The sequence below is a fragment of the Petrocella atlantisensis genome, from assembly GCF_900538275.1.
GTDB classification, from domain to species: domain Bacteria; phylum Bacillota; class Clostridia; order Lachnospirales; family Vallitaleaceae; genus Petrocella; species Petrocella atlantisensis.
Genome location: NZ_LR130778.1, coordinates 609307 through 622864 on the forward strand (window position 1 = coordinate 609307; position 13558 = coordinate 622864).

A 13558-nucleotide genomic window follows, 5' to 3' on the forward strand; every position below is an offset into this window, starting at 1 on the left:
TATTATTGTTTTTCTTGACTCTCAAGAATCGTAATCTCATTAATAAAAGCTTCTCGTATCAAATGAACCAAAGTGCTGTTTTTTGAATAGAGACTTTGCTTTAAAGTTCCAGCAAGCACTTCCTTCGTATCTGCAATGATTTTAATGGATGTACTCGGTGCATTGAAGTAATGAGTATGTTTTATGCCATTCAAATCTTTGGGTGATAATATAACCACTTTTAATCCTCTTGTTACCGCTAGATGAATCTCTTCTTTCACCATCTCAAGCACATTATTATCACAAGAAAGGTAAATTCTTAGTTCTGCCATTTGGATTATATTCTTCAACTTATTGATAATATGCTTTTCATCCGCGATGGTGACATAAGGTTCTTGTCTAAGTTGGGAAAAATCTAGCTTTTCTTCGATGACTATGATTTGCTCCTCAAAACTTCTTTTTGCGTTTTTTATAAGTTCCACTTTAGGGACAGGTGTATACTTCATGGAAGCTGCTTCAATCACATAAGCATAGCCTTTGTCCACCAAACTGGATAGTGCCGCATAAGCATTGGATCTGGAAATACCGGATAATTTTGCCGCTTCATAACCGGTAATCTCATGATGACGACACAATTCAATATATATAATGGCTTCTTGTTGGGTAAAACCAATTTTTTTTAGGGCATTAACCAGTTCCATAAATATTCTCCTTAGTAGTACTTTATAGTACTACTATAAAGTAAATGAGAATAAATGTCAAGGAAAAAGATGCTTAAAGTCAATTTCTCTTTAAGCATCTTCTAAAGTATCACAATCGAATACTAATGGTTCATATAGTAATCATATAAAGCGTTATAACGTTCTCTGTTTAAACCCATATCCGAATAACCCAACCTCGATGCTGATCTAAAATGCACCACTTTATTCTGCTCATCAAAATAAAACTCGACATCATCATTGTATCGCATCAAGCCTGTGGTAAAAACATACCTTAAATAATCTGCCTTTTCCTCAATAAGCTTAACATCACCATAGGCTTTTACCGCTAACTTTATGCCATCCTTTGTTGATTGAAGGTTTTCTTTATACGGAAATGGTGCCACTTTTTTATCCTTATCTGTTGTTTGACTGGAAACAGCATTTGGTGTTTCTGGCATATCTGTAAGCTTTCCGTCTACTACCCCCAACTTCGGAACTTTATTATTTGCTATTAATGTTGATATAAATACACCTGATACCATGACAACGACTACTATTGCAATCCACATTATTATTTTATCCTTTCTGTTTCTTATTCGCTTCATTCATCACATCTCCCAATTCATCCAGCCACTTGACATATTTTAGATAGTTGTCATAATCAACACCCGTTGCTTTTGCCAATGTTTCCGGAATTTTTTGTGCTTCTTTTTCTAGAGATTGTCCCTTTTCTGTAATTACCAAATGAATCTTTCTTTGATCCGTTTCATTTTTTTCTTTAGTTATGTACCCTAATTTTTCAAGTTTCTGAATAATTGGCGTTAGGGTGCCTGTTTTTAGTTCTAATCTATTACTCAAAGCTTTAAAATCTATAATTTTGACTTCCCACAAGACCAACATGACTAAATACTGTGGGTATGTCAAACCGATTTTTTCCAATATAGGTTGATAGATTCTAATGATGGCTCTTGATGTTTTATACAATCTAAAACACAACTGATGGTCAAGTAGCAAAGGATTTTTTTGCATAAGACACCTACTTTCTAAAAATCTTTACTAAAGGTATGGCAAGTAGTCGATCTACCTTAGCTTTTTTACCTAGTTTCACAAATACTTCACTGTAAGTAGGGTAAGGATGAATAATATCTGCCATTTTTGTAAAAGGCTGCCCTAAGGTCTTTAGAACTTGTATTTCACCCATCATCTCACCACCACGTTCACTAAGTATAGAGGCACCTAAAACCCTATATTTGTTGTCCAAAATCAGCTTAATGCCTTCTATGGATACGCCTTTCGTCTTGGTACGATCCAGATCATTAAAATCATAGTCATAAACCAAAACTTGGTCACCATATTTATCTCTTGCTTCTTCTTCCGTCATACCTGCTCTGGCGAGTTCCGGATCTGTAAACGTCACCCAAGCAACATGATCATATGAGATTTTACTTTTTATAGGTAAAAATGCATTCTTCACGGCAAGTATACCTTGAACGTTAGCCATATGAGAAAACTGATAAGGTCCTACAACATCACCCACTGCATAAATATGTTTTTGAGATGTTCTTAAATATGAATCCACCCTTATGCCCTTTTTGTCGTAACTTATCCCTGCTGCCTCTAGATTAAGATCTGTGGTATTGGGTTTCCTACCAATAGCGACCAATAAGGTTTCAGCTTTTACCATCTGTTCTTTGCCATTTTTTTCGTAGGTAAGTGCAATGCCTTTGTCTATACTTTCTACTTTAATAGCTTTTGATGCCGTATGTAGCCAAACCCCTTCTTTCGTGAGATGGGCTTCCAAACGTTTCACCAAATCAGGCTCTTCTTTTGAGAGTATGCTTGGCATCATTTCTATTAAATGTACGTTTACACCCAACCGATTCAATGCTTGCGCTAATTCTACACCTATGGCGCCTCCACCAAGTACCACAATGGATTTTGGTAATACCTCTCGTTCAAAAATGGTCTCATTGGTTAAATAAGGCGTTTGGGTCAAGCCTTGAATCTCCGGAATATATGGGGATGATCCTGTAGCTATTAGGATTTTATCGGCTCTAATGCCAATACCATCAACTACAATTGTCTTGCTGTCTTTAAAGCGTGCATGACCTTTAATAAAGTCAATCCCATCCTTTTTAAGGGTAGTCGGATCTTCATGTTCGTAAATGGCCTCTCGAACCGATTTTATATGATGCATAATTTTTTTTGTGTCTATACCCTCTAGGCTGATAAATTCTTTGAGCTGGTTAAACTTCTTTGCTTCGTTAATCAATGTTTTACTAGGTACACAACCTGACCAAGTACACTCACCACCAGGTTTTTGATCTTCAATTAGCACGACTTTTTTCCCAAATCCCAAAGCTGTATAAGCGGCTGTCAAACCACCAGCTCCGGCTCCGATAACAACCAAATCATATGTCTTCATTTTTAACGCCCTTTCGTTAGTGTACGATTAATCTTATGCTAATGATTTTACCAGTCTTTTTGTAGTGTGTCAATAAAAAACACCTCATTCATTCGAATGAGATGTTTTTTATTTTGATTCAAAGGTCAAATGAAAATATATACAATCCCCATAACAAAGCCTAGTAATGCACCAAACCAAGTGATGGCATTTAATTCTTTATCTACGATTGTAAAAATAAGCCGTTCAATATCCATGACAGAAAAATCATTCACTTCTTTTTCTACTATTTTTGCCACTTCAAAATTTTTCAAAAATGTGTCGATATTATTTTCTACAAAGCCTACATATAGCATTTCTATCTTAGACTCTATTTGATCTCGCTCATGAGCGGTTAAAAGGATTTTCTGTTCCAATATTGGATAGATCATTGAGGTAATCATATCTTTTAAGCTGATTTTATCAATGAGCTCGTAGGCACTTTTTACAATACCGACTGTTGCACCTTCAAGTAGTTCTTCATATTGCCTAAGGGCCAGTATTTCTGAGATTGGATTAACCATTACCTCATTGGCACTTTTTATGATGACATGAATCAACGTCTTTTGCACGTCCTCTTCTTGCAAGGTCTTTTCGATATAATCCAATATTGAAGCGGTTACATCTTTACTGTTTAGGAACATGGCACCAAGAGCACCAACCTTCTCGTGAATCAGTTCCCCTACAATAATATTGACTTTATCCTCCACTTGCGGTTGACGTACTTGACTTATAATGTAATCACAAATCTGTTCTTTATGATTTTCCAAAATAAATTCCAGATTAATCCATACTGTAGAGGGTAAAACAGTGTCTAGTGCTGTGTTATATGATAATCTACCGGCCAGATACTCTTTTATGGTTCTATATAACATCTCTTTTGTATCTTTTGATCTTATTTTATCTTCAATTGTTAGTGCGATACCTTTACCTATTTTGTTGACAACGATTGGGTATTCATCACCTAACACCGTCTCCATGATTTCTTTTAGAGACCTTGGTTCACCCAGTAAATCCTTGGTGATATATGCCTTGATTTGATTGATAACACCCTCATTTAGCAATTCTTTGCTAATGACCTCCTTCGTTAGAAGTCTTTCACCCACAGCACCACCTAAACTCTTGGCAATTCTACCTCTTTCTCTTGGAATGACACCCGGTGTGAATGGCAATCTGATTTTTCCGATACGCACTTCTGTATGGGGCTTAAAAAGCATCTTGATGGCCAACCAATTGGTCGAATAACCAATTAGAGCACCAATCAAGGGTTTTAATAATATTAAATAATCCATATGACACCTCAAATTTCTCTAATAGTTTTATGAATGGCTTGCCTCATCTATTTCTAGCTCTGCTAACAAATCAATGACACGTTTTTTTAACAGCGGATGTACTTTGAATGGTGCCAATTCACTAAGTGGCTTTAGAACAAATTGACGCTGAGCCATCCTTGGATGTGGCAGAACAACCTTCTCATCTTCCGTTACCAAATCATCATAGAAAATCAAATCCAAATCCAGTGTTCTTGGTCCCCAGTGGATTTCTCTTTCTCTTTTAAAAACTTTTTCAATCTCTAGCAAATAATCCATGAGTTTACTAGGTGACAACAAGGTCTTTACACAAATGACACCATTAATAAAGTCCTCTTGGTCAATATAGCCCCATGGTTTGGTTTCTCTGAGTTTGGATACTTTTTCTACCAGACTGTGACCACTGACATTGATTGCTTCTATGGCTTCAAATAGAACTTCTTCTCGTTGTCCCATATTAGAACCTATAGCAATATAAGCTTCATGCCACCATCTCTCTACTGTCACACTTGCAACTTTAAAAGGACGTCCAATGGGTGCGTGAGGCTTTTTGACTGTAACTTTTACACCCTTTAGAAGGTCATAGGTGGTTAGTAGGCGTTTGGCAACACCCTCAGCTAAAGTTTCAATCAAATTATATTTCTCTGATTTGAAATAATCTTCTATAGTATAGCACATGCCGGCATAACTGACAGAAAGGCTTAGATCATCTTCTGTGCCTGCCGGTTCTAAGTCAAGGTAAGCATCAAAGGTTATTAAAAATGTTTGGCCTTGTTCTTTTTCTTCTTCTAAAACACCATGAAAAGCATATACCTCTAAGTCCACTACCGAGATACAATCCATATTATTCACCTGCTTTCATAATGGCCATGGTCATATCTATGGCTCTTTTATTCTCCAGTACATCATGAACTCTGAATATGGCTACTCCCGACTGAAGTCCAATGACGGTGGTTACCAAAGTGCCTTCAATCCTCTCATGAACCGGTAAGTCGAGTGTTCCGCCTATAAGTGATTTTCTAGATGTCCCAAGAAGTAGGGGATAACCTAGGTGATTAAATACTCTAAGCTCGCCCATGATTTTAAGATTCTCTTCCCGTGTTTTGGCAAATCCTATACCCGGGTCAATAATGATATTTTCTCTTTTGATACCGGCTTTTCCTGCCAACTCAATACTACCTGCCAAATCTTTGACCATGTCAATGATCAAATCATCATAACCACCTTTTGGACGGTTGTGCATGATACAACAAGGTACATTGTAGGCTGCAATCACATTCGCCATTTCAGGGTCTTTCTTAAGTCCCCATATGTCATTAACCATATCGGCTCCTGCATCAAGTGCGGCTTTTGCCACCATGGCTTTTGATGTATCTATTGATACAACCGTATCAAAATTTGCCTTAATCATTGTGATGACAGGTACCACGCGACGTATTTCTTCTTCTTCATCCACAAAGACATGTCCGGGCCGAGTGGATTCTCCACCGACATCAATGATATCTGCCCCTTCAAGAATCATTTTTTCCACTTGTGATTTTGCATCTTTTTCACCAATAAATTTTCCCCCATCTGAAAATGAATCAGGGGTCACATTTAAAATACCCATAATGTAGACGTGACGATGAAAATCAAAATTCTTTTTCCCAATAATCATTCCTTATACCTCGATTTTTAGATTTTTCTTGTCATTACTCCAATTACACGCTTCTATTGATCCACATGTATAGCATGCCCTTGAAGCTTTGTCAGCTCTGTAGAGTATGCCATCCAAATCCAGTTGATTGGAAATGGTTTCATTTTTATGGTTAGCTATGGCTTTTAAAATGACTTTTATGGCATCTCCTTCAAATCCGGCATCTTCTAGTATACCCTTGGCAATTCTTACACTGGCTATTTCATGTGGCTCACCTGTTGCATATTGACACCCTCTTCCGATGTCATGAAGAAGGCCGCAAGCATAGACCCATGTCTTATCATATTTTAACGCATTTTCCAAACACATAATCCAAGCAATTCGAGCCACATCCAGAAAATGGGCCATATCATGTTTACAATACACACGGCTGATTTCCATTTTATTAATTTCATTTAAATAATGCTGGTAATCCTTATGATCATAAATGTTCTGTATCTTCTTCATAGATTCCTACCCATTCCATCTATTACTTCCCCGTACTTACTGGCGATTTCTTGTACCATCTTATGTTGATTTAATGTAACCTCATCTAGAGCTATGACTTTCATAATACCCATGACACTGTTGGTCACAAAAACACCTTCGCTTGATAAGAGACGACTCAATGTTAGCTTTTCTTCCATGACGGGGTAAGTGTTCATAACCCATTGTCTCATAATGCCTCTAAGCAAGCCTGAAGAAGCCTCCGGTGTAATAATCTTATTACCTTCTATAATAAATACATTGGCTACTGCCGTTTCGCATATTTCATTATGTATATTCAAAAAAAGAGCATCGCTAAACCCATGCTTTTTCGCCTTTTCTAACTCAATAATATTATCTAAATAATTCATGGATTTGATACTAACCGTATGGCTGGTTGGATTGCGTTTAACCCTTGATAAGGTCAATCTATACCCTTCTTCATAGTGCATTTGACCATAACTCAAAGGTCGTGTAGTAAAAACTGTATTTTCCTCTGAAACATTTATTTTTATAACACCGTTATCACATGACAAGGCTCTTATTGCCGCTTTAACTTCCTTCTCATTTATCGCTTTTTGTATACCTAAATACATTAATCCTTTGTTTAATCTAGACAGATGTTCTTCTAAAAATATGATCGTACCGTTGATGACCCTTAGGGTTTCAAAAACGCCATAGCCATAAAAGTAACCTCGGTCAGGAAGCAAAGTATCATTGTCTACAATTGTATTATTGATCATCATACATCTACCTCCTTAAGTCGAACCGCTTTAAAAAGTGCCCTCGCCTTATCTAAAGTTTCTTCATATTCAGCTTCTGGATCTGATTCCCATGTAATACCGCCACCTACGCCAATGGCTATCCGCTCTTTTTGTTTAATGATGGTTCGAATAACAATGTTAAAGTCTGCGCTCCCATCAAATCCAAAATAGCCAATGCAACCTGTATACAAGTGCCGTCTCGTTGGTTCTAATTCCTCGATAATCTCCATGGCCCGAATCTTAGGTGTTCCGGTAATAGAACCTCCCGGAAAGCAAGCCTTTATACAGTCTACTGCTGTCATTTCCTGCTTCAGCTTACCCACTATGGTTGCTACTAAATGATGTACAGTTGCATAAGATTCAATACCGAATAACTCCGTCACTTTAACCGTATAGGGTCTACATACTTTGCTTAAGTCATTACGTTCCAAATCCACCACCATCAGCAATTCAGATTTATCTTTTTCACTTTTTTCAAGCGCTAATCGATTGGCTTCGTCTTCTTCTTCCGTCTTGCCTCGTGGACGTGTTCCTTTTATCGGCCTGGTTTCCACCCAATTGTTTCTAATCTGCATGAATCTCTCCGGCGATGAACACAGTATTTCTGTGTCATCCAGATTCATAAATGCACTAAAAGGCGCTTGATTCACTTGTCTTAAAGATTTATATATGTCATAAGCATTACGCTGAGTTGTAGCTGTATAGGTATGGGTCATATTCGCAATGTATATGTCACCGTTTAATATATACTCCTTCATTTTTTCTACTGCCTTCATATAAGTAGACGCATCAAAGCAGGAAGTAAATGTCACAGCTTCCTCTACAGTGTTACCGTATAGAGTAGGAGGACCGGATTTTATCGTATGCATAATTTGAGTCGTTTTATCCTCAAAATTGAAAGTTGCTTCATGATTTTCCTTTTGGTCCGGATAAAAAACAGATAAATAGGTTTTGTGACAGTGATGATCAAATATCAAAAGATGATGATAAAACACAAATACCATAGTAGGCATCTCCATAATGGGTTTTGCAATCTCTGGTATTTTCTCCATATCTCTCACCAAGTCATAAGATAAATAACCCATACATCCTGCAACAAAAGGCAAATCATATGTATTTTGAATAGGGTTGGCTTCTATGAGTTCCTTTAAGATTATAAAAGGATCACCACTTATCATCTGTCCATTTATGGTTGTTAGTCCTTGGTTATAGATTATTTTTTTATAAGGATTTAACCCAATAAATGAGTGTTTGCCTAATTTTTCTGAATCCTTTGAGCTATCTAAAAAAATAATATCCTTTTCATCTTTAAACAAACTAAATATATCAAAAGATGAAAGCTCTGTTGTAATCTCTTTCACATCTACTCTCATTTGAACCTCATCTGTGGCAGCTTCTAATAAAATTATGTAATAACTCATGACCATATTCTGTCAGTTCCGCTTCAGGGTGAAACTGTACACTTTCGACTTCATATGTTTTATGGCGTAAACCCATAATTGTCCCATCTTCCAAACGACTTGTAACTTCTAGACAAGACGGCAAATTTTTCTCTTCAACGACGAGTGAATGATACCGCGTTGCATAAAAAGGCAAGCTTAATCCTTCATATAAATCTTTCTCATTATGATAGACCGCTGAAATCTTTCCATGTACCGGTGTTTTTCCTTTAGTTACATGACCACCATAGACATGGCCAATCACTTGATGACCAAGGCATATACCCAATATGGGTATGACGCCGCCAAAAACTCTTACGATTTCTAAACAGATGCCTGCATCTTCCGGTCGTTTAGGGCCAGGAGAAAGAATGATACCCTTTGGTTTCAACTGTTTAATATCTTTAATGCTTATATCATCATTTCTCTTTACCAGTATGTGTTCACCGAGTTCTTCTACGTATCTAACTAAGTTATAAACAAAGGAATCATAATTATCAATCATTAAAAACATGCTTCACCTCATACCTTATAAAGTGCCATCAACTTCTGATAGATTTCCATATTCTCTTCAAATCTACCACTTAAAGTTGTCGTAATTGTTTTGGTATTTGGTTTTTTAATCCCCCTTGTGGTCATACAGCTGTGTTCACCTTCTATAATGATGGCCACATCTTCTGTATCTGTGACTTTTCTCATAATATAAGCTATGTCAGCCCCAATGCGTTCCTGTAACTGAAGTCGTTTCCCCACCATGTCTGCAATACGTGCAATCTTACTAAGACCGATGACCCTCTTGTTAGGTATGTAAGCTACGGCTACCTTCATATTATACATAAGGGCCAAATGGTGTTCACAGTAACTAAACAATTGAATATCTTTCATGAGCACCATGTCTTGTTTACTGTTATCATATATTTCCTCTTCATCAAAAGTCACACCTAATTTCTCAATAAGTTCATCATTGGTATAGGCCATACCTTCAAATACTTCTGCATACATGTTTGCCACACGCGTTGGTGTGTCTCTTAGACCTTCTCTATTTGGGTCATCACCAAGTGCTATGAGTATGCCTCTTATGTGGTCCTCGATTGCTTTTTTATCTATCATGTCATATTCTCCTTAAGAACACAAAATATTCTGAGTTCTTACTCATAGGCATCTAAAAAACTATGTTTTTGACCATTCGACTGCCACCCAACAATACAATCCATATTAACATTATGTGCAGACTGTAAAATACATTTGTCTATATCCGGATTGTTTTCTTTTAGCTTGGCAATGAGTTCTTTCATTTCACGACGTTTACTGGAGGTCTTCTTCGCCGCCACAACACAACCGCAATTCATAGGCATAAGACCAGCGTTATTGGTAAACCTTATGATATCTTCTTCATGTATGTAATACATGGGTCTAATCAACTCAAGGCCTTCAAAGTTTAAGGATTTAAGTCTTGGCATCATCGTCTTCGTCGTCCCTGCATAAAAAATATTCATAAGTTGGGTTTCGATGACATCGTCAAAATGATGGCCTAAGGCCAACTTGTTACAGCCAAGTTCTTGTGCCTTGGCATAAAGAGCACCTCTTCGCATTTTTGCACATAAGTAGCAAGGATAATCACTGGAAATAGCGTCTACAATGCCAAAAATTCCGGAATCAAAAAAGGTGATGGGAATATTCAAATGCTGACAATTTTCTTTAAGTCTTTCTTCATTGGTAATATGATAACCCGGATTCATAGCCAGATACTCAATTTCAAATTTAACATCACCATGGATTTTAAGTTCCTGAAGCAACTTACATAACAACAAACTGTCTTTACCACCGGATACACCAATACCGATTCGATCGCCTTCTTCAACCAATTTGAATGCTTTTACAGCCTTTATAAATCTTGACCATATCTCTTTCCTATATGTCTTAATAATACTGCGTTCTATATCTTTTACCGATTTTAACGGGACTGTGGGAATGGTTAACGAACACCCACTACCTTGTAATGATTCTGCCATAATGATCTCCTATTATTAGTCACCCTTTAGACTGATTTCTATTGCTATACTACATGGTGAGACAATGAATGTCAAGTTCGTTGATCCATTAGGAAATAAGCAAAAGCATTTTAGCTTTTTTAGGCTCTATATGCACTAATAATTCCGAAGTAATTCTAGCGCATCTTCTTCAAGGAGTGGTTTACTAAACAAGTAGCCTTGAATTGTAGTGCAATCTACGGTCTTTAAGTAGTTCAATTGAAATTGTTCTTCAACACCTTCTGCTACAACCCTAAAGTTTAGTTTATGAGCTATATCGATAATCGCCCTAGTAAAAAAATGATTCTCACCTTCATTTAGAATATCGTCAATGAAAGCTTTGTCAATTTTAAGGGTGGAAATGGGCAGCTTTCTGAGGTAAGTTAAAGATGAAAAACCTGTACCAAAATCATCTAAGGCAATATCAATACCTATTTCAGATAACATCTTCAATTGTCGGCTCACCAAGTCGAAGGATTTGATTAGAACCGTTTCTGTCACTTCAAATTCAAGCCACTTAGAGTTAATCCCTTCAGCTTTAATAATGGTTTTTACAATTTCAACAAAATCTGAATGTAATAACTGAACGACTGAAATATTCACAGCAACTTTTATAAAATCACGATTTAATCCATTGATGCGTTTAGCAAATCTTGCAGCTTCTTCTATAACCCATTTCCCGATTTCTACGATATCACCGGTTGACTCTGCTATCGGAATAAAACTAAAAGGTGGCACAGATCCTAAAATATGACTGTTCCATCTAAGCAAGGCTTCATAACCAACTATAGTATTGGTTTTACTGTTATATTGTGGTTGATAGACTAAATGAAATTCATTTTTTATTAATGCATGTTTTAATGCATTGGTCAGATTAATCTTTGCTGACATCTCCTGATTCATCTTGAGGTCAAAGCGACTTGCTTTAGCTTTACCTATTGACTTCATTTTGTACATGGCCATATCCGCTCTAATAAGCAGTTCATCATAGGACATACCATCATCAGGATAAATAGCATAACCAATGCTTGCTGTAACAAACAATTGCTTTCCACTGATTTCTAAGCTGTTATTAATTTTATCCATTAAACCATCAATATAATTATTACAATCAAAGCTTTCATCTATGGCAATGAGACAGATAAACTCATCACCACCAATACGACCAATCGTACCTATATCCTGTACATAAGATTTAAATATATCACTAACTTCTTGTAACAATTGATCGCCTATTTGGTGGCCATGGGCTGTATTAATATAATTAAAATTGTCTATGTCAATAAAGGCCATCATCACTTTTGTATGAAGTCTATCGGAATTCTTAATCAATTTTTCAAAATATTCCTCCATATGAAGACGATTCGGCAGTTTTGTCAAGAAATCATTATATGCTAAATAGTTTATTTTTTCCTGTTGTTCTATGAGTTCCTCATTTTGAGCTTTGAGTTCCTCTTCTGACGCCGTTAATGCTTCATAGGTCGATAGCAGCTCTACATGCTCTACTTCTAGATCTTTCTGTACTTTTTTTCGCATTATAACGTTATAGCTTAAAATGATTACAAAGGCTAACAGTATCAGCGTAATACCGGAATAGATTAAAATAATTTCCCTATGTAATTCGTAATACGATACCGGACGGTTGATGACAACGCTTCCTTCTGGTAAATTATGTGTTTCAATATTGTTCTTTTCAAGATACTTATAATCAAAACCATAATAAAAGGATTTTGTATCGACTGTCTTCAAAGATTTAATGGGTTCGCCTTCAATAAGCTCGATTGCCAAACCAGCGCCATAGTCCCCTTGCATCGTGCCACTTAACAAACTACCTCCAATAACACCATAACCCAATAAATATTCGTAGACTGAATACATGGGAAGTGTTGTAAGCTCTGCCAACTCTTTCGAAAAGGTTTCATTTGATTTTTGTTTACCTTGGCTGTCCATGGTGAAAGTACCCATAATGACAGCACTACCTGCTTGAGGTTCTTTCAGTAACGTCTTGATTTCCTCATAGCTTAAATCATCCAGTATTCTATAAGATAAATCAAAATCTGATTGATCTATTGCCTCACCAATCTCTGCACTGACATCTTTCCCACTTTCTGTAGCGTCACAAACTACAAAAATATGCTTGATTTCAGGTTGAAGTTCCATCATTAGGTCCACAGTACCTGTGGCATCTAAGACCTCATATACACCAACTATATCCTCTACACCTTTCGTACGGCTAATAGCAGATTCCTCTAAAATACCGGTATAGACAATCGGGGTCCCCGCAAAAATTCCATCTCTATGTTGAATAGCAAATTCCATAGCCATGTCATCGGTTGTAATAATAACGTCTGTGGTAACATATTTGTATTTGTGTTGAAGGAGACTATATTGAAACGACAAATTATCTTCATCAGGGTATCTTTTCCAATCCAAATATTCTACAGATACAATTATATTCTCATTATACTCTTTGAAACGCTTAATGATTGCATCGGTTTGTGTATCTGTCCAGCCAAAGCCTTTATGATAGGAATTAATCAGCAAGACATGGGGATAGTCATAGTTATGTTGAGAGCCCTCCTGCATAGCAAATGTTTTCAAATCAAGTACTAAACTTATAAATATCGTCAAACATACAATTATAATCTGTTTATTTGAAAAATAGATATTTTTCATATTAATGTCCATCCAATCCCCATTTATTTCTTTATAAGACACAAGAATATTCTAT

At 36.6% G+C, this 13558-nt stretch carries 14 protein-coding genes; all 14 read right to left on the bottom strand.

The genetic code is table 11. The features are described from left to right. Positions 1-2: 2 nt before the first annotated feature. Positions 3-680, bottom strand: coding sequence for a TrmB family transcriptional regulator (locus PATL70BA_RS02940; RefSeq protein ID WP_125135979.1), 678 nt, complete (start codon positions 678-680; stop codon positions 3-5). A gap of 122 nt (positions 681-802) precedes the next feature. Further along, a complete protein-coding gene (locus PATL70BA_RS02945) occupies positions 803-1285 on the bottom strand; it encodes a DUF1499 domain-containing protein (RefSeq protein WP_197715783.1) in 483 nt (160 codons plus the stop codon). Further along, positions 1257-1709 carry a MarR family winged helix-turn-helix transcriptional regulator gene (locus tag PATL70BA_RS02950; protein WP_125135980.1) on the bottom strand — a complete coding sequence of 151 codons (453 nt, stop codon included), beginning with the start codon at positions 1707-1709 and terminating at the stop codon, positions 1257-1259. The genes PATL70BA_RS02945 and PATL70BA_RS02950 overlap by 29 nt, the downstream gene beginning before the upstream one ends. A gap of 7 nt (positions 1710-1716) precedes the next feature. Beyond that, on the bottom strand, positions 1717-3105 hold the full coding sequence (locus tag PATL70BA_RS02955; protein ID WP_125135981.1) for a dihydrolipoyl dehydrogenase family protein: 1389 nt from the start codon (positions 3103-3105) through the stop codon (positions 1717-1719). A gap of 125 nt (positions 3106-3230) precedes the next feature. Beyond that, on the bottom strand, positions 3231-4415 hold the full coding sequence (locus PATL70BA_RS02960) for a DUF445 family protein (protein ID WP_125135982.1): 1185 nt from the start codon (positions 4413-4415) through the stop codon (positions 3231-3233). Positions 4416-4442: 27 nt separating this feature from the next. Next, a complete protein-coding gene (gene folK, locus PATL70BA_RS02965; RefSeq protein WP_125135983.1) occupies positions 4443-5276 on the bottom strand; it encodes a 2-amino-4-hydroxy-6-hydroxymethyldihydropteridine diphosphokinase in 834 nt (277 codons plus the stop codon). Between the two features lies 1 nt (position 5277). Beyond that, entirely contained in the window at positions 5278-6090 is an 813-nt protein-coding gene (gene folP, locus PATL70BA_RS02970) for a dihydropteroate synthase (RefSeq protein WP_125135984.1), read from the bottom strand. 3 nt (positions 6091-6093) lie between these two features. Further along, positions 6094-6576 (bottom strand): HD domain-containing protein, encoded by a 483-nt coding sequence (locus PATL70BA_RS02975; protein ID WP_125135985.1) that lies wholly within the window; start codon positions 6574-6576, stop codon positions 6094-6096. Beyond that, complete coding sequence (locus PATL70BA_RS02980) at positions 6573-7340, bottom strand: aminotransferase class IV (RefSeq protein ID WP_125135986.1); 768 nt, start codon at positions 7338-7340, stop codon at positions 6573-6575. The genes PATL70BA_RS02975 and PATL70BA_RS02980 overlap by 4 nt, the downstream gene beginning before the upstream one ends. After that, positions 7337-8731, bottom strand: coding sequence for an aminodeoxychorismate synthase component I (gene pabB, locus PATL70BA_RS02985; protein ID WP_172596074.1), 1395 nt, complete (start codon positions 8729-8731; stop codon positions 7337-7339). The genes PATL70BA_RS02980 and pabB overlap by 4 nt, the downstream gene beginning before the upstream one ends. 7 nt (positions 8732-8738) lie before the next feature. Beyond that, positions 8739-9311, bottom strand: a complete 573-nt coding sequence (locus tag PATL70BA_RS16180; protein WP_172596075.1) for an anthranilate synthase component II — start codon at positions 9309-9311, stop codon at positions 8739-8741. An 8-nt stretch (positions 9312-9319) separates the two neighbouring features. Beyond that, positions 9320-9907 carry a GTP cyclohydrolase I FolE gene (folE, locus tag PATL70BA_RS02990; RefSeq protein ID WP_125135987.1) on the bottom strand — a complete coding sequence of 196 codons (588 nt, stop codon included), beginning with the start codon at positions 9905-9907 and terminating at the stop codon, positions 9320-9322. A gap of 38 nt (positions 9908-9945) precedes the next feature. After that, entirely contained in the window at positions 9946-10809 is an 864-nt protein-coding gene (locus PATL70BA_RS02995) for a tRNA 2-thiocytidine biosynthesis TtcA family protein (RefSeq protein ID WP_125135988.1), read from the bottom strand. A gap of 135 nt (positions 10810-10944) precedes the next feature. Next, the gene (locus tag PATL70BA_RS03000) at positions 10945-13503 is read right to left on the bottom strand and encodes a bifunctional diguanylate cyclase/phosphodiesterase (RefSeq protein WP_172596076.1); all 2559 of its coding nucleotides are present in this window, start codon (positions 13501-13503) and stop codon (positions 10945-10947) included. Positions 13504-13558 lie beyond the last annotated feature (55 nt).